This is a genomic window from Pseudomonas sp. ES4, from assembly GCF_050586665.1.
In the GTDB taxonomy this organism is placed as follows: Bacteria; Pseudomonadota; Gammaproteobacteria; order Pseudomonadales; family Pseudomonadaceae; genus Aquipseudomonas; species Aquipseudomonas frederiksbergensis.
Genome location: NZ_JBOBDO010000001.1, coordinates 50,888 through 66,216, shown reverse-complemented (window position 1 = coordinate 66,216; position 15,329 = coordinate 50,888). Strand labels below are relative to the sequence as shown.

16 protein-coding genes are annotated in these 15,329 nt (G+C 58.0%); 11 read left to right on the top strand and 5 right to left on the bottom strand.

Annotation, left to right across the window (positions count from 1 at the left end):
• Together ACQ4OB_RS00305 and ACQ4OB_RS00300 are read left to right on the top strand one after the other, a co-directional pair.
• Window positions 1–633, top strand: coding sequence for a glutathione S-transferase family protein (locus ACQ4OB_RS00305; protein ID WP_102615376.1), 633 nt, complete (start codon window positions 1–3; stop codon window positions 631–633).
• Window positions 630–1,574, top strand: a complete 945-nt coding sequence (locus ACQ4OB_RS00300) for a Nudix family hydrolase (protein ID WP_430954925.1) — start codon at window positions 630–632, stop codon at window positions 1,572–1,574. The genes ACQ4OB_RS00305 and ACQ4OB_RS00300 overlap by 4 nt, the downstream gene beginning before the upstream one ends.
• Window positions 1,575–1,684: 110 nt before the next feature.
• On the opposite strand, the gene ACQ4OB_RS00295 is transcribed toward ACQ4OB_RS00300, so the two are convergent.
• Genes ACQ4OB_RS00295 through ACQ4OB_RS00285 form a run of 3 tightly spaced genes read right to left on the bottom strand, consistent with a single transcriptional unit; the run spans window position 1,685 to window position 5,268 of the window.
• Entirely contained in the window at window positions 1,685–2,266 is a 582-nt protein-coding gene (locus ACQ4OB_RS00295; RefSeq protein WP_074879497.1) for a cob(I)yrinic acid a,c-diamide adenosyltransferase, read from the bottom strand.
• Window positions 2,267–2,268: 2 nt separating this feature from the next.
• A complete protein-coding gene (locus ACQ4OB_RS00290) occupies window positions 2,269–4,305 on the bottom strand; it encodes a sensor histidine kinase (protein WP_074879494.1) in 2,037 nt (678 codons plus the stop codon).
• A gap of 45 nt (window positions 4,306–4,350) precedes the next feature.
• Window positions 4,351–5,268 (bottom strand): putative 2-dehydropantoate 2-reductase, encoded by a 918-nt coding sequence (locus ACQ4OB_RS00285; RefSeq protein ID WP_430954924.1) that lies wholly within the window; start codon window positions 5,266–5,268, stop codon window positions 4,351–4,353.
• A 141-nt stretch (window positions 5,269–5,409) separates the two neighbouring features.
• Between ACQ4OB_RS00285 and ACQ4OB_RS00280 the strand changes: the two genes are divergently transcribed.
• Complete coding sequence (locus ACQ4OB_RS00280; RefSeq protein ID WP_007906601.1) at window positions 5,410–5,895, top strand: YajQ family cyclic di-GMP-binding protein; 486 nt, start codon at window positions 5,410–5,412, stop codon at window positions 5,893–5,895.
• A gap of 138 nt (window positions 5,896–6,033) precedes the next feature.
• Window positions 6,034–6,876 (top strand): mechanosensitive ion channel family protein, encoded by an 843-nt coding sequence (locus ACQ4OB_RS00275; RefSeq protein WP_074879487.1) that lies wholly within the window; start codon window positions 6,034–6,036, stop codon window positions 6,874–6,876.
• 142 nt (window positions 6,877–7,018) lie between these two features.
• Here ACQ4OB_RS00275 and ACQ4OB_RS00270 read toward each other — a convergent pair whose 3' ends face one another.
• Window positions 7,019–8,386: an OprD family porin gene (locus ACQ4OB_RS00270; RefSeq protein WP_430954923.1), complete on the bottom strand. Its 1,368-nt coding sequence runs from the start codon at window positions 8,384–8,386 to the stop codon at window positions 7,019–7,021.
• Window positions 8,387–9,302: 916 nt separating this feature from the next.
• On the opposite strand from ACQ4OB_RS00270, the gene ACQ4OB_RS00265 reads away from it, so the two are divergent.
• Window positions 9,303–9,728 (top strand): HIT domain-containing protein, encoded by a 426-nt coding sequence (locus ACQ4OB_RS00265; RefSeq protein WP_074879481.1) that lies wholly within the window; start codon window positions 9,303–9,305, stop codon window positions 9,726–9,728.
• Window positions 9,729–9,731: 3 nt separating this feature from the next.
• Window positions 9,732–9,938, top strand: a complete 207-nt coding sequence (locus ACQ4OB_RS00260; protein ID WP_008029236.1) for a SlyX family protein — start codon at window positions 9,732–9,734, stop codon at window positions 9,936–9,938.
• Window positions 9,939–9,998: 60 nt separating this feature from the next.
• On the opposite strand, the gene ACQ4OB_RS00255 is transcribed toward ACQ4OB_RS00260, so the two are convergent.
• Window positions 9,999–10,601: a cold-shock protein gene (locus tag ACQ4OB_RS00255; RefSeq protein WP_102615380.1), complete on the bottom strand. Its 603-nt coding sequence runs from the start codon at window positions 10,599–10,601 to the stop codon at window positions 9,999–10,001.
• A gap of 483 nt (window positions 10,602–11,084) precedes the next feature.
• Between ACQ4OB_RS00255 and ACQ4OB_RS00250 the strand changes: the two genes are divergently transcribed.
• The 5 genes from ACQ4OB_RS00250 (at window position 11,085) to ruvC (ending at window position 15,228) form a co-directional block, all read left to right on the top strand.
• Window positions 11,085–11,423: a ribbon-helix-helix domain-containing protein gene (locus ACQ4OB_RS00250; RefSeq protein WP_074879475.1), complete on the top strand. Its 339-nt coding sequence runs from the start codon at window positions 11,085–11,087 to the stop codon at window positions 11,421–11,423.
• A 135-nt stretch (window positions 11,424–11,558) separates the two neighbouring features.
• Window positions 11,559–11,780 carry an FmdB family zinc ribbon protein gene (locus ACQ4OB_RS00245; protein WP_010457489.1) on the top strand — a complete coding sequence of 74 codons (222 nt, stop codon included), beginning with the start codon at window positions 11,559–11,561 and terminating at the stop codon, window positions 11,778–11,780.
• A 122-nt stretch (window positions 11,781–11,902) separates the two neighbouring features.
• Window positions 11,903–13,678 carry an aspartate--tRNA ligase gene (aspS, locus tag ACQ4OB_RS00240; protein WP_074879473.1) on the top strand — a complete coding sequence of 592 codons (1,776 nt, stop codon included), beginning with the start codon at window positions 11,903–11,905 and terminating at the stop codon, window positions 13,676–13,678.
• Between the two features lie 123 nt (window positions 13,679–13,801).
• Window positions 13,802–14,548 carry a YebC/PmpR family DNA-binding transcriptional regulator gene (locus tag ACQ4OB_RS00235; protein ID WP_008072427.1) on the top strand — a complete coding sequence of 249 codons (747 nt, stop codon included), beginning with the start codon at window positions 13,802–13,804 and terminating at the stop codon, window positions 14,546–14,548.
• 155 nt (window positions 14,549–14,703) lie between these two features.
• On the top strand, window positions 14,704–15,228 hold the full coding sequence (gene ruvC / locus ACQ4OB_RS00230; protein ID WP_007945844.1) for a crossover junction endodeoxyribonuclease RuvC: 525 nt from the start codon (window positions 14,704–14,706) through the stop codon (window positions 15,226–15,228).
• The last annotated feature ends 101 nt before the right edge of the window (window positions 15,229–15,329 follow it).

Here is a 15,329-nt window from a genome sequence, read left to right as displayed (position 1 = left end):
ATGAGCTTGCACCTGATCATCGGCGACAAACTGCATTCCTCCTGGTCCCTGCGCGGCGCATTGGCCCTCGACCTGGCCGGCGCCCCCTACACCGAAGAACTGATCAAGCTGAACCAGCCGGATACGCGTGAGCGTCTGCTCAAGCACTCGCCGACTGCAAAAGTCCCATTGCTGAAAACCGAACACGGCACCATCGCCGACTCCCTGGCGATTGCCGAGTATCTGGCAGAGCAGTTCCCCGACGCCGGCCTCTGGCCCAAAGACACCGCCGCCCGCGCCCAGGCGCGATCGGCCTGCGCGCAGATGCACAGCGGTTTCTTCGCCATGCGCGGCAACATGCCATTCGACTTGAGTCACGACGCTGCGCTGTCGCCGGTACCGGCTGACGTCCAGGCTGACATCGAGCGCATGTTGGCGTTGTGGGCCGAGTGCCGGGCAGCCGCCACCGAAACCGGTCCGTTCCTGTTTGGCGGCGCGACCCTGGCGGATGCCTTCTTCGCACCGATCGCCGTACGCCTGCGCACCTATCAGGTGAGGCTGCCCGCAGCGGACGCGGCCTACGTCGAAACCATCTACCAATGGCCAGCCTTCAAGGCTTGGCAGAAGGCAGGTCTGGAGGAGGTCGGGCAGTGAAGCGAGTACACGTAGCCGCCGCTGTCATTCGCGATGGCAGTGGCAAGATCCTCATTGCCCGCCGTGCCGACACCCAGCATCAGGGCGGTTTGTGGGAATTTCCCGGTGGCAAGGTCGAGGCCGACGAATCCGTTGAAACCGCCCTGGCTCGCGAGCTGCACGAAGAGTTGGGCATTGTGGTCAACGTGGCTCGCACGCTGATCAAGGTCCGGCACGATTACCCGGACAAGCAAGTGTTGCTGGACGTTTGGGAAGTGTCGGCTTTTACCGGCGAACCGCACGGCGCCGAAGGCCAACCGTTGGAATGGGTCGCGCCTCGGGATCTGCTGAGCTACGAGTTCCCGGCCGCCAACCAGCCGATTGTCGCGGCTGCACGGTTACCCGCGCAGTATTTGATTACCCCGGACGACCTGGAAACCCCAGCCTTGCTGCGCGGAATTCAAAAAGCCATTGCCGGCGGCATCAAGCTGATCCAGTTGCGGGCACCCAACGGCTACGATCCGAAGTACCGTGATCTGGCGGTGGACGCGGCGGGGCTATGTGCGGGCAAGGCGCAGTTGATGATCAAGGGGCCGTTCGAGTGGCTGGGAGATTTCCCGTCGGCCGGTTGGCACATCACCTCCGCGCAGCTGCGCAAATATGCGGCGGCTGGCCGCCCGCTACCGGCGTCGCGCTGGCTGGCGGCGTCCTGCCATAACGCTGAAGAACTGGCGTTGGCCGAGGAAATGGGGGTGGATTTTGTGACCCTGTCACCGGTGCAGCCGACCCTGACTCATCCGGGGGCTCAGCCGCTGGGTTGGGAGCAGGCTCGCGCGTTGATCGAAGGTTTCAGCAAACCGGTGTTCTTGCTCGGAGGTGTTGGCCCGGCGGATCTTCAGAAAGCCTGGGAAGCGGGCGCACAAGGTGCGGCGGGGATCCGGGCGTTTTGGCCTGAGGCGTAGCACCCGATCGTTCCCACGCTCTGCGTGGGAATGCATCCCCGGACGCTCTGCGTCCGCTCTTGGGACGCGGAGCGTCCCTTGCTGCATTCCCACGCAGAGCGTGGGAACGATCAGTTAGAGGGTTTCGCCGCAGGCTGCCACAAAATCTCGGCAATCCCCTGCCGCTTGGCAATCAACCGTGCCACCACAAACAACAAGTCCGACAATCGATTGATATACGCCAACCCAACCCCGGCCAACGGTTCGACTGCATTCAAATGCTGACACCGCCGCTCGGCACTGCGCGCCAGACATCTGCACACATGAGCCTGGGCAATCAGCGCCGAGCCACCTGGCAAAATGAAATTCTCCAGCGGTCCCAGCTCTTCATTCCACACATCGATCGCGGCTTCCAGCCGTTCGACTTCTGCCGTGTTCAGTGCTTGATACACCGGCATCGCCAACTCACCGCCCAAGTCGAACAACCGATGCTGGCAAGGCGCCAAAACCTCGATGACTTCGTTCAAGCCCGGATACTCGCCACTTTCCGCCGCCAACCCGGCCAATAGCACACCCACCTGACTGTTCAGCGTATCGACCTCGCCAATGGCTTCGATCCGCGGATGGTCCTTTGGCACCCGGCGGCCATCGCCGAGCCCGGTTTCGCCTTTGTCGCCAGTGCGGGTGTAAATCTTCGACAAACGAAAACCCATGGTTACCTCGACAGCTGATTGAGTTCTTGAGAGACCACCGGCGTGCCCGACAACGGCAGGCGCAAGGTGAAACAGGTGCCTTGGCCCGGCGTCGATTGCACTTCCATCTGGCCTTTGTGGTTGTTGGTGATGATGAAATACGAGACCGACAGGCCAAGGCCTGTGCCCTGACCGATTTCCTTGGTGGTGAAGAACGGTTCGAAAGTGCGTTTGCGCACGCTCTCGCTCATGCCGATGCCGTTGTCCTCCACCTGGATTTCCGCCCAGGGTGGATTCAGTTTGGTGCGCAGAATGATCCGTCCCGGCTCGCGGTCGTCTTCACGCTGGTGAATCGCCTGAGCGGCGTTTTTCAACAGATTGAGCAGTACTTGCTCCAATTCGTTGGCGGTCCCGGGTACCGGGCCCAACGCTGGATCGAACTGACGAATGATCGCCTGGCCCTTGAAGTCGAAACCGATCGCCAGGTCGAAGTCGTTGCTGGCGATTTCCACTGCCTGATCGATCAACGCCGGCAGGTCGCAGGGGGCCATTTGCCGGGTACTGCGACGGCTGAAACTGAGCATGTGCGTGACAATCTTTGCCGCCCGGGCGCCCGCCTGTTGAATGCCGTCGAGCAACTGCGGCACTTCCCGCGCTTGCAGGTATTTGTTGACCGTTTCCAGCGTGACCCCGATTTGCTCGGCTTGCTCGAGATTCTTCGGCAGCTCAGGCGAAAGGCGTCGGCGAATGTTTTGCACGTTGTGCAGGATCGCGCCTAACGGGTTGTTGATCTCATGAGCCATGCCCGCGGCGAGGCCGCCGACCGAGAGCATTTTTTCCGACTGCACCATCATTTCTTCCAGCGACAGACGTTGAGTGATGTCGTCGATCCGGATCACCACACCGCGCCCGGCGCCACCCATCAGCGGGTAGAACGTCAGGGCGTAATGCCTGGGTTCTTCGTCCTTGAACCAGGTGACACGTTCGATCTTGGCCACCGTATGCTGCTCGACGGTTTGCTTGAGTTGCGGCAGAAACGGCTTGAGTGGTTCGAAGGCCAGGAAGATCGGCTGGTTCAAGGCCTCGTCGAGGCGCGTGCCGGAGAGGGCGCTGGCCTCCTGATTCCACTGTGTTACATAGAGCTGTTCATCAAGGGCGATCAGCGCCGAGGGCATGGAGTCGATGATGCTGTTGAGGTAGTTCTGGAAACCGGTGAGCTTCTTCTCGATCTTGCTGCGCACCTGAACTTCGAGTTCCAGCTTGCGATTGGTATGACGGGTTTCTTCGGCCAGGCCCTGAGCCTGATCATAGGCCGCCTGGGAATCGTCCCGGGCGCGCTTGAGTTGCTGCTCCCGGGCTTCGATCCGCGAGAGCATGGTGTTGAACGCTTCGGCGAGGCTGCCGATTTCATCATGGTTGCCGCGGGAGGCGCGCAGGGCGTAGTTCTCTTCCCGGGTTACTTGCCGGGACAACTCTTCGAGTTGGTGAATCGGCTGGGTGATCAGGCGCTTGATTTGTCGGGCAATCACCAGCCACAACAGCACACTGAAGATCAGAATCCCGAGACTCGCGGTCAGGGTCCCGGTGTAGAACGCCATCGGCAGTTCGCTGCTGGCGACCAGTAACAGGTGGCCAGGCGCGGTGCCAGGGCGGGGCAGGGTGATGATTTGATTGCTGCGAAACTCCGTGGCTTGCCAGGCTTCAATGTGCCGAAAACGCGTTGGCAGGTTCAGCTTCTCGCCATGCTGCAACTGCGCCAGGCGCTCGCCCTTGCCGTCGTAAAGAGCCGCCGCGCGCAGCGGTGAATAGCTGTTGAGTTCATTGAGCAGGCGTTCGGCGCTTTGCGGTGACTGCAAGGCTTCGGACACCAGGCTGGGGTTGGACACCAGGCGGCCGATGGTCTGCAAGGCCTGAGGTGCCATGCTTTCCTGGGAGATGTAGTACGCAGCGCTGATAAAGGTCAGGTTGGCGACCAGCAGGACGGTGGTCAACAGCACCAGCAGGGCGGCCAGCAATTTCTGGCCGACCGGAAGGTTTTCAAGGCGCTGGCGCAATGGCATCTGGTTCATCGCTGAAAAGGAACAAGTGGCCAGCGTAGCCGCTGCTCAGTCGCTGGGCAATCCAAGGCTGTGCAGATGGGTGATCAATCTTTGTTCAAGTTGATTGAGGTGCGGCAGGTTCAACTGATGTCTCGCGGCGACTTTGCAGGCATGACCCAATAGATAGCTGATCTCGGTGCGGCGCTGGTTCGCGACGTCCTGGTACATCGAAGAGTAATTGGCGGCGGTCGCTTGAATCACCCGCTCGACTTCCTGTTGAAGGTCTTCGGCGGCGGCTGGCTGGCCGCACCGCTCAAGCAACTCGGTCAATTCGACGCAAAGGGTGGCGACTTCGCAGTGGTGTTCCTGCAAACCGCCATTACGGCAATCGTGCAGCACGGTCAGCGGATTGATCGCACAGTTGAGCGCCAGTTTTCGCCACAGCCGGGTCAGAATATCGGTGCTCCATTCGTGGGGAATGCCGGCGATGCTCAGGTCATCCAGCCAGATCGGCGCCACGGGATGCCCTGCATCCCCCAGCCAGGTGTAACCGTGGCCGGCGAAGACCACGCGCCAGTCGCCATCGCGAAAGGCACCCTCGGTGCTCGACGCGTAAATGCAGCGGGCTTGCGGTACCTGCGTGGCGACAGCGTCCTGGCTGCCAAGACCATTCTGCAACAGGATCAGCTCGGCGTCGGGGGCCAGGCGGGGGGCCAGTTGGGCCACGGCTGCCTCGGCATCGTAGGCTTTACAGGCCACCAGCAAGCGGTGGATCGGTTCAGGGTGGTCGGGTGTCTCGGCGGGCACCGGATAGCACTTCGCTTCACCATGCTCGACCAGCGTCAGCCCACCCGCCGCCTGATACGCCGCTAAGCGGGCAGCGTCCCGCACGATCAGCTTGACCGGCACGTCGGCCCGCGCCAGTCGAGTCGCCCATAAGGTGCCAAGGCTGCCGGCGCCAAGAACATGCCAGGTGGTGGACATCAGCTTTTTGCTCTGTTTATCGCGCGCATGGGTGGCTCGCAGTGAATGATGGGAAAGACCCGTTATAATCAGCGCGGATTTTAACCGCAAGCCAGGCGTGCTCCATCGTGATCGAGCATGCCCTTTTATTGGAGAGATTACATGCCGTCGTTCGACGTGGTATCCGAACTGGACAAACACGAAGTCACCAACGCGGTCGAGAACGCCGTCAAGGAACTCGATCGTCGTTATGACCTGAAAGGCAAAGGCACCTTCGAGTTCAAGGAAAAGGACCTGACCGTCAACCTGACCGCTGAAGCCGATTTCCAGCTCGAAGCGATGATTGAGATCCTCAAGCTGGCCCTGGTCAAGCGCAAAATCGACGTGCAGTGCCTTGAAGTCAAGGATGCCTATGCGTCGGGCAAGCTGATGAAGCAGGAAGCAGTCCTCAAGGAAGGCATCGACAAAGAGCTGGCGAAGAAAATCGTCGCTCATGTCAAAGACGCCAAACTCAAGGTTCAGGCTGCCATTCAAGGCGAGCAAGTGCGCATTACCGGCAAGAAACGTGACGATTTGCAGGAAGCCATCGCGGCCCTGCGCGCCAAGACGTTCGATATGCCGCTGCAGTTCAACAACTTCCGCGACTGACCTTTCAGGCGGAAACCCTGTGGGAGCGAGCTTGCTCGCGAAGAAGGGCGTATCAGTCGACATCACTGTTGAATGACACCCCGTTTTCGCGAGCAGGCTCGCTCCCACCGGGATTGTGCTTAACCCAGGAGAATATAGATGGATTTGAATACTGAAGTGGACAACCTGGTCAAGGCGTCTCAAGCCTGGATTCCAATGATCATGGAATACGGCAGCCGCGTGCTGCTGGCGGTGCTTACCTTGGCCATCGGTTGGTGGCTGATCAACAAGGTCACGCAAAAGCTCGGTGGCCTGTTGGCGCTGCGTAACGCCGACCTCGCCCTGCAAGGCTTCATCAGCAGCCTGGCGAACATTATTCTCAAGGTTCTGCTGATCGTCAGCGTCGCCTCGATGATCGGCGTGGAAACCACTTCGTTTGTTGCGGCCATCGGTGCGGCCGGTCTGGCCATCGGTTTGGCCTTGCAGGGCAGCCTGGCGAACTTCGCCGGTGGTGTGCTGATTCTGTTGTTCCGCCCATTCCGCATTGGTGACTGGATCGAAGCCCAAGGTGTTGCCGGCACTGTCGACAGCATCCAGATCTTCCACACTGTGTTGCGTACCGGCGATAACAAAACCATCATCATGCCGAACGGCAACCTGTCGAACGGCATCATCACCAATACCAACCGTCAACCGACACGTAAAATTGTGTTTGATGTGGGCGTTGATTACCAAGCGGACTTGCAGCAAGCCCGTCAGGTCTTGCTGGACCTGGCCAACGATGAGCGTGTTTTGGCTGACCCGGAACCTCAGGCAGTGATTTCTACCCTGGGCGACAGTTCGATTACTGTTTCCCTGCGAGTGTGGGTGAAGACTGCGGATTATTGGGATGTGCTGTTCATGTTCAACGAACACTCCCGTGATCGTTTGAAAGCAGCTGGTATCGATATCCCGTTTCCACAGCGGGTGATTCGGGTGGTTCAGGAATCAGCGGTGCAGTGATTGATCCTTCGAACAATGCCTGACTGTTGGGTCAGGCATGTTCTGGAAAAAGTCGATCATTTAAATGCTGAGTTGTAGCCAATAAAAAAGGCCCATCCGAAGATGGGCCTTTTGTTTGTTACCGCAAATTAACTGCTTGCGATTACAAGATCGACAGCGGGTAGTCAACGATCAGGCGGAACTCTTTGATATCGCCTTCACCTTGGTCGGCATTAGCGAAGTGCCATGCTTGACGAATGCGGAAGGAGAGATCTTTTGCCGGGCCAGACTGAACAACGTACTTGGCTTCGAAGTTGGTTTCGTTGTGTTTGCCGTCTGCACCGTACAGCGGGTCACCTTCGGAATTGCGGTACTGGCTGTTAGCAGCCAGACCGGTGCCATCGATATCCCAGCCTTTTACGTAACGGGTCATGAAGCTCAGACCAGGAACGCCGTACTCGGCCATTTTCAGGTCATAACGAATTTGAGCAGACTTTTCGTTCGGACCGTTGAAGTCAGAGTACTGGATGGAGTTGGCGAGGAAGATCGAGTCGCCACCGCGGTTGTTCTTGCCTACACCGATGTAGTCGAACGGAGTGTCGCCGTTGACCTTCTGGAAGCCGAGGGTAATGGTGTGTGCTTTCAGGAACGAGTAAGCGGCTGCCAGGGAGAACGTGGTGTTGCTGATATCGCCTACCTTCGCATCACCGGTATCGGTAGTGCGGTAGATGTTACCGTCCAGGTTAATCGACTGATCGCTACCCATCGGGATGGTGTAGTTCAGGTTGGCGTAGTACTGGTTCCAGATGTCTTCCAGCTTGGCGCCGTACAGCGATGCGCTCAAGTTGTCTGTGATGCCGTACTTGCCACCGAAGTAGTCGATTTTATTGGCTTCTACGCCAGCGTAGTTTGCGTACAGGCCGCCATCGCTGGAGTTGTTATCCTGGCTGCTCGCCGAATAGAAGTGACCGGCTTCCAGGTCAAGATCTTTGACTTCGCTGCTCTGCAGCTGGAAGCCAGTGGCCGTTTGAGGAAGAATCCGGGAGCCGCCAACAGCGAACACTGGTGAGGTGCTTGGCTGCATTTCGCCGAATTTCAACTCGGTTTTGGAGATGCGGGCCTTAATGGCTGCGCCTGCCTTTCCTTGGCTGTCGTTGGCGTGGCGAATACGCCGTGGATCGTTTGGATCGGCGGCGCCGCGGGACATGTTGCCCGAGCCGCTTGTGCCGTCGCCACCGTCCAGTTTGACGGCCAGGTAACCGAATGCATCAACGCCGACGCCTACGGTACCTTGAGTGTAACCGGAACTGAGGTTGCCCCAGATGCCCTGAGTCCAGTCTTTCTGGTCTCTGCTGCCATCTTTGTTGTCACGGTTGAAGTAATAGTTGCGTAGCAGCAAGTCGAATTTCGCGTCTTCAACAAAGCCTTTGGCTTCAGACTGGTCACTTACAAAAGGTGCGGCCGTAGCCAATTGAGTACTGGCTGCTGCTGCAACTGCCAGTGCGATCATGCTCCACTTCATCACGCGCATCGTGATTTGCTCCTTTGGTTTTAGAAGAGTACTGCCGTCCCACCTGATTTATTATCTGGGCGGCTCTTTCTTTTTGTGTCGGCGCAAACTTATATCACGCCGACCATGTTGGCGATACTTGCGCATCTAACCTTTCAGCTTCTTTACGACCCTGTCGCAAACAGCTTGGTAGATGTCGCAAATTTACAGCCCCGACGCAAGCGGACTGACAACTTTTAGCGTTGTTTTCCAGGACCTGAGCATCGGTAAAAAGAGTCCCTGGGTGAAACGCTTGAATCTCCATCGGGCAACCCTGCCGCTGTTTTTATTTGCCTTAAGGCGTCCACTTCCAGCGGACGCTTTAAAGGCGATGTGGGTGTGAATGCAACAAACGTGCACAAATCAGAATCCTGACGGTTTTTTTTCTGAAAGCCTGCCTGTCGCTGTAAAAACCTCATAAAACCGGGGTGTTCATCCATATTTTGTTTGGGCTTGACGCCATGGTTTGCGTCGTGTTGCACCCTTGTGGCCGACTGCATGACAACCCAAAACGTTACCGGTTCACCCCACCAGTGAGTAAATGGCGGATGCCTGACCGACTCAGCGTAGACGCGCTGTGCGGTTTTGGTGCAAAAAATTTTAATCACTGTACCGAATTCATACAGTGCGGTCGTTTGGCAACATTGAACGGGTCGTTGTTTATCAGTCAGTTCGGCGTTTTTTGTGTGGTTGCTGGTTCTGTAATGGTGCGTCCTGATCGAAAACGATTCATGTCGGGGCGCGTGGCTGGTCGTTTGTGCTTTCTCGGGTTGGCTTCGGCCATGGTTCGTCGTGAAGCCGGCGGCGTTCGCAGGTATGCTGCCGTCCTGTCGCTTGGTGCGCCGTCTCTCGGAATGGACGCTAAGCTGAAATTGATGACCAGGCGGGAGTGCGCGCAGTGTTCGTTCTAGATCCACGGCTTCAACAAGACACGTTACCGATCGGGGATTTCCCACTCTGCCGGTTGCTGCTGTCCAATGATTCGAACTACCCCTGGTTCATTCTGGTGCCGCGACGCGAGGATATCAGTGAGATATTTCAGTTGGATGTCGCAGATCAACAGCAGCTGTGGCAGGAAACGACCGCACTGGCGGAAATGCTCAAGGACTCGTTCGACGCGGACAAATTGAATGTCGCGGCCCTGGGTAACGTCGTCAGTCAGTTGCACATGCATGTGATAGTGCGCAAGCGTGAAGACGCCGCCTGGCCGGCACCGGTCTGGGGTAAACACCCGGCCAAACCTTATGGTTCGGAGCAGATCGCGTTGATACGCGAACGGTTGCGCCTGGTATTGACCGATGATTTTACGTTTCTGGAGGGTTGAATCATGAGCCTGGAAGAACGCGTTACCGATCTGGAGAGCCAACTGGCGTTTCAGGATGACACCATCCAGGCACTGAGCGATGTGCTGGCGACGCAGCAGCGTGCAGTGGAGCGCTTGCAGCTGCAAATGGCCGCATTGCTCAAGCGGCAAGAAGAAATGGCCGGTCAGTTCGAGACGTTCGAAGAAGAGGCGCCACCACCGCATTACTAGACGGCACGCAATAAAAAACCGCGAACAGCCAGGCTGTTCGCGGTTTTTTTTAGCCTCGGATCAGCGGCGCGGCAGTGCGGCGATCACATCTTCGGCTTGCAGGCCTTTGTCACGATTCATGACAGAGAACTCCACGCGCTGGCCTTCGACCAGGACACGGTGACCCTCGCCACGAATGGCCCGGAAATGCACGAAAATATCATCGCCGGAATCACGGGAAATAAAGCCGAAGCCTTTGGATGTGTTGAACCACTTTACGGTACCGGTATCGCGGTTGCTCATGTCATAGCTTGGCGAGGCGGCGGCCGGTGAAGATTTGTAGAAGCTGATGGTCAGGTGCAGAAGAACGGCAATCAGGGCAGCGACCAGGCTGAACAGAACGGCAGGTTGACCGGCAATGACAGGCATTGGCGCGAGCAGCGTCAGGGTTTGCAGGACGACGGCCAGAACCAGCAGGGCGCTGACCAGGTTTTGCAATTGATGACGCGGGCCTTTGTTCCAGTAAGGGATAACAGGAGCGAGGGTGAGGTTGAGCAGGCCGAAAAAGGCCAGGTACAGCGCATCAGGTTGTTGCAGGTAAGGTACGGCTTCGGATCGCAGGCTAGGGATGAAGGACAGCAGCAAGGCTGCTGCGCCCATTAGCAGGTGGACAATTTTCAACATTTTGAGTAACTCACGTTAAGACGGATCACAAGGAAGAGCTGATTGAGCACGGTTCGCTTCAGAACAATAGGAGGCGTTGGGCACGTACCCGGTATCAGCCTATGCGCAGCCCCCGGAAAATAGGCGGTAGCGACACACTGCCTATTTAACAGCAAAGCCTGCGGCTACTCAAATCAGGCAGTCCAGCGGTGCTCTGAGAGTCGATTTGTCGCAGGTGATCGGCGCGCATGCCCCTCCATAAGAAAACTGCGTGGGTGCTGCGGTCTGCTGTCTCTTTAAATCCCTTATGCGCTAGTCAAATGGCGTCTGACTATGTAGGAAAACGTCCGGCCTAGGACGGTCTCCATGATCGCCCTTCAATTGTTGGCTTCTCCTACGTTGATGGTCATAAAGTCATCTGGATATACCTATGCGCCTGCGCTTCTATAGGGCAACAGATATTGCTCTTAAAGAAGGCAAGGATGGCTAAGGAGTGTCAACGAAATGGATGACGAAGACAGGAGAAGCGAGGGGCAGGTCGGTCCGGTCAAGGAGATAAGGATCGATCCATTTGTCAGCGAATTTGATATGGGCCTGGCCCAGCCTTTATCCCGATCAGTGCGGTTGAATGGTTTCGCCACCTGCTTGCGACTTGAACAGGTGTACTGGGATATTTTGAATGATATGGCCAAGGTCAACTGCTGTTCCGTCAGTGCGCTGTTGTCCCATGTGGACCGCGAGGTGCATTTGCGTCACGGCGGGGTCAAGAATTTCACCGGGCTGGTGCGGGTTGTGTGTGTCGTGCACAGCCTGAAGGAAGGTGGCTGCATCGCCATGCCTTGACCACAGGGGTGAATGAATAGAGTGTCGGTCTGTGCAGTCTTACGGCTGCACAGGCTGCATTTAATGGATATAATCCCGCTCTTTGCCGCAAAACCCAGCGTGTGCGGTAGCAATCTGATCGCCGAGACAACCCCCATGCCGATGTACGACTATCAATGTGCTTCCTGTGGTCATCAGTTGGAAGCCATTCAAAAGATCAGCGCAGCACCGCTGGTCGACTGCCCTGCCTGCCAGGCGCCAGAGCTTAAGAAGATGCTGTCCATGCCGGGCTTCCGCCTTAGCGGCACCGGCTGGTACGAAACCGATTTCAAGACCGGTTCCAAGAAGAATCTGGCCGGCGGCGACAAAGCTGACTAGGGTCTTGAGCCTGAGTTGAACGACACGAGCGAGCTCTTGCATCATCTGGCGCCTTTCACCAGGGCCGGATATGAGCAAGGCCTCCAACCGAATTTCGAATTACGAGAAGCGAAACCACTACCATGATGCGCAGCCATTATTGCGGCCAACTGAACGAAAGCCTGGAAGGCCAGGAAATTACCCTTTGCGGATGGGTTCACCGTCGCCGTGACCACGGTGGGGTGATTTTCCTCGATATCCGTGATCGGGACGGTCTGGCCCAGGTGGTGTTCGACCCGGACCGCGCTGAAACTTTCGCCGCCGCCGATCGCGTGCGCAGCGAGTACGTGGTCAAGGTCACCGGCAAGGTTCGCCTGCGTCCGGCCGGTGCCGGCAACGCCAACATGGCGTCGGGCATGATCGAAGTGCTGGGCTACGAGCTGGAAGTATTGAACGAAGCGGAAACCCCGCCGTTCCCGCTCAACGAGTTCTCCGACGTCGGCGAAGAAACCCGCCTGCGTTATCGCTTCATCGACCTGCGTCGTCCGGAAATGCTCGAGAAGCTGCGCCTGCGTTCGCGCATGACCACCAGCATCCGTCGTTACCTGGACGAGAACGGCTTCCTCGATGTCGAGACGCCGATCCTGACCCGCGCTACCCCGGAAGGTGCTCGCGATTACCTGGTGCCGAGCCGTACTCACGCCGGTTCCTTCTTCGCCTTGCCGCAATCGCCGCAGCTGTTCAAGCAACTGCTGATGGTGGCTGGCTTCGATCGCTACTACCAGATCGCCAAATGCTTCCGCGACGAAGACCTGCGTGCCGACCGTCAGCCTGAGTTCACTCAGATCGACATCGAAACCAGCTTCCTCGATGAAAAAGACATCATTGGCATTACCGAAGGCATGATCCGCAACCTGTTCAAGGAAGTGCTGGATGTGGAATTCGGCGACTTCCCGCACATGACCTGGGAAGAGGCCATGCGTCGTTACGGCTCCGACAAGCCGGACCTGCGTAACCCGTTGGAACTGGTTGACGTTGCCGATCAGCTGAAAGAAGTCGACTTCAAAGTCTTCAGCGGCCCGGCCAACGACCCGAAATGCCGCGTTGCCGCCTTGCGCGTTCCTGGCGCAGCGAGCATGCCGCGCAAGCAGATCGACGACTACACCAAGTTCGTCGGCATCTACGGTGCCAAGGGCCTGGCGTACATCAAGGTCAACGAGCGCGCCAAAGGCGTCGAAGGCCTGCAATCGCCGATCGTCAAGAACATCCCTGAAGCCAACCTCAATGTGATCCTCGATCGCGTTGGCGCGGTTGACGGCGACATCGTGTTCTTCGGTGCCGACAAGGCCAAGATCGTCAGCGAAGCCTTGGGCGCGCTGCGGATCAAGGTCGGTAACGACCTGAACCTGCTGACTTGTCAGTGGGCGCCAATGTGGGTAGTCGACTTCCCGATGTTCGAAGAGAACGACGACGGCAGCTTCGCGGCCTTGCACCACCCGTTCACCGCGCCGAAGTGCACCCCGGAAGAACTGGAAGCCAACCCGGCGACCGCTCTGTCCCGTGCCTACGACATGGTCCTGAACGGCACCGAGCTGGGTGGCGGTTCGATCCGTATCCACCGCAAGGAAATGCAACAGTCGGTGTTCCGCCTGCTGGGTATCAGTGAAGCGGAACAGGAAGAAAAATTCGGCTTCCTGCTCGACGCCCTGAAATACGGCGCACCGCCGCACGGTGGCCTGGCCTTCGGTCTGGACCGTCTGGTGATGCTGATGACCGGCGCCCAGTCGATCCGTGAAGTGATCGCCTTCCCGAAAACCCAGAGCGCCGCTTGCGTCATGACTCAGGCCCCGGGTGTGGTAGATGCCAAGGCATTGCGCGAACTGCACATTCGTCTGCGCGAAACGCCTAAGGCTGAGTAAGGCTGACCAGAAGGGCGCATCTTCGGATGCGCCCTTTCTTTATAGAATGGTCGAGATTTTTATTTGCTGGCTGGCGCATCATGGCGCGGCGGGCAATGTTTCAAAGAGAATTCGGAGCGAGATATGGCGGGTCATTCCAAGTGGGCGAACATCAAGCACCGCAAAGAACGTCAGGATGCCAAGAAGGGCAAGATTTTCACCAAGTGGATTCGTGAACTGACCGTTGCGGCCCGTCAGGGCGGTGGCGATCCGGGTTCCAACCCGCGTTTGCGTCTGGCGCTGGACAAGGCCCTCGGCGCGAACATGAGCCGGGACATCATCGACCGTGCGGTCGCCCGCGGCGCCGGTGCTGCCGACACCGACGACATGGTCGAGCTGACCTACGAAGGCTACGGCCCGGGTGGCGTGGCGGTGATGGTCGAGTGCATGACCGACAACCGCAACCGCACCGCCGCCGCTGTTCGTCATGCGTTCAGCAAATGCGGCGGCAACCTCGGTACGGACGGTTCGGTGGCCTATCTGTTCGAGCGCAAGGGGCAGATATCCTTCGCTCCTGGCGTTGATGAAGATGCGCTGATGGAAGCGGCGATGGAAGCCGATGCCGATGACGTGGTGACCCACGAAGACGGCTCCATCGACGTGTTCACCTCGTTCGCCGGTTTCTATTCCGTGCGCAACGCTTTGGAGGCCGCAGGCTTCAAGGGTGATGATGCGGAAATCGTGATGCTGCCGACCACCAGTGCCGAACTCGACCTGGAAGGCGCCGAGAAGGTTCTCAAGCTGATCGACATGCTTGAAGACCTGGATGACGTGCAGAACGTCTACTCCAACGCGGACATCCCTGAATCGGTGGCCGCTCAGCTCGGTTGATGCATTGATAAAGATCGCAGCCTTCACCTGACCCCTGTAGGAGCTGGCGAAGCCTGCGATCTTTTGACTTTAAGATCGAAAATCAAAAGATCGCAGCCTTTGGCAGCTCCTACACAGTTATCCTCAAGCCACCGCGATCTCTTTCTGCAGGCGTTATGACTTTAATTCTTGGTATCGACCCCGGTTCGCGCATCACCGGTTATGGCGTGGTACGCGATACCGGGCGTGGATGCGTTTACGTGGCGTCGGGCTGCATTCGCACAGGGTCCGGCGAGCTGCATGAACGCCTGCAAATCGTCTATCGCGGCGTGCGCGAAATCATCCAGACCTACGGGCCGGTGACCATGGGCATCGAAAAGGTCTTCATGGCGCGCAATGCCGATTCTGCGCTGAAACTTGGCCAGGCCCGCGGCGCGGCCATCGTTGCCGGGGCGGAAGAAAGCCTGGAAATCGCTGAGTACACGGCGACCCAAGTCAAACAGGCGGTAACCGGGACTGGCGCGGCGAATAAAGAGCAGGTGCAAATGATGGTCATGCACATGCTGAAACTGACCAGCAAGCCGCAAATCGATGCCTCGGACGCCCTGGCCATTGCTATTTGCCATGCTCACACCCGCTCCAGCCTGTTGCCCCATGGCCTGGGTACGGCACGCAGTCGTGGCGGACGCCTGCGTCTCTGATAGCATCAGCAATCATTTTTTATGGAGCGAGGGTTTTGCGCCTGTGTCGTCGGCGCAAAACCCTCGTTCTGTCAGTCGCCAGCACTGATCTGGCCAACGCT

Excerpts from the sequence above, each read along its gene's own strand:
- ACQ4OB_RS00250 (WP_074879475.1), top strand. The coding sequence starts at position 11,085 with ATGGATGACGAAGACAGGAGAAGCGAGGGGCAGGTCGGTCCGGTCAAG.
- ACQ4OB_RS00280 (WP_007906601.1), top strand. The coding sequence starts at position 5,410 with ATGCCGTCGTTCGACGTGGTATCCGAACTGGACAAACACGAAGTCACC.
- ACQ4OB_RS00235 (WP_008072427.1), top strand. The coding sequence starts at position 13,802 with ATGGCGGGTCATTCCAAGTGGGCGAACATCAAGCACCGCAAAGAACGT.
- ACQ4OB_RS00305 (WP_102615376.1), top strand. The coding sequence starts at position 1 with ATGAGCTTGCACCTGATCATCGGCGACAAACTGCATTCCTCCTGGTCC.
- ruvC (WP_007945844.1), top strand. The coding sequence starts at position 14,704 with ATGACTTTAATTCTTGGTATCGACCCCGGTTCGCGCATCACCGGTTAT.
- ACQ4OB_RS00260 (WP_008029236.1), top strand. The coding sequence starts at position 9,732 with ATGAGCCTGGAAGAACGCGTTACCGATCTGGAGAGCCAACTGGCGTTT.
- ACQ4OB_RS00270 (WP_430954923.1), bottom strand. The coding sequence starts at position 8,386 with ATGCGCGTGATGAAGTGGAGCATGATCGCACTGGCAGTTGCAGCAGCA.
- ACQ4OB_RS00285 (WP_430954924.1), bottom strand. The coding sequence starts at position 5,268 with ATGTCCACCACCTGGCATGTTCTTGGCGCCGGCAGCCTTGGCACCTTA.
- aspS (WP_074879473.1), top strand. The coding sequence starts at position 11,903 with ATGATGCGCAGCCATTATTGCGGCCAACTGAACGAAAGCCTGGAAGGC.
- ACQ4OB_RS00295 (WP_074879497.1), bottom strand. The coding sequence starts at position 2,266 with ATGGGTTTTCGTTTGTCGAAGATTTACACCCGCACTGGCGACAAAGGC.
- ACQ4OB_RS00255 (WP_102615380.1), bottom strand. The coding sequence starts at position 10,601 with ATGTTGAAAATTGTCCACCTGCTAATGGGCGCAGCAGCCTTGCTGCTG.
- ACQ4OB_RS00275 (WP_074879487.1), top strand. The coding sequence starts at position 6,034 with ATGGATTTGAATACTGAAGTGGACAACCTGGTCAAGGCGTCTCAAGCC.
- ACQ4OB_RS00290 (WP_074879494.1), bottom strand. The coding sequence starts at position 4,305 with ATGCCATTGCGCCAGCGCCTTGAAAACCTTCCGGTCGGCCAGAAATTG.
- ACQ4OB_RS00245 (WP_010457489.1), top strand. The coding sequence starts at position 11,559 with ATGCCGATGTACGACTATCAATGTGCTTCCTGTGGTCATCAGTTGGAA.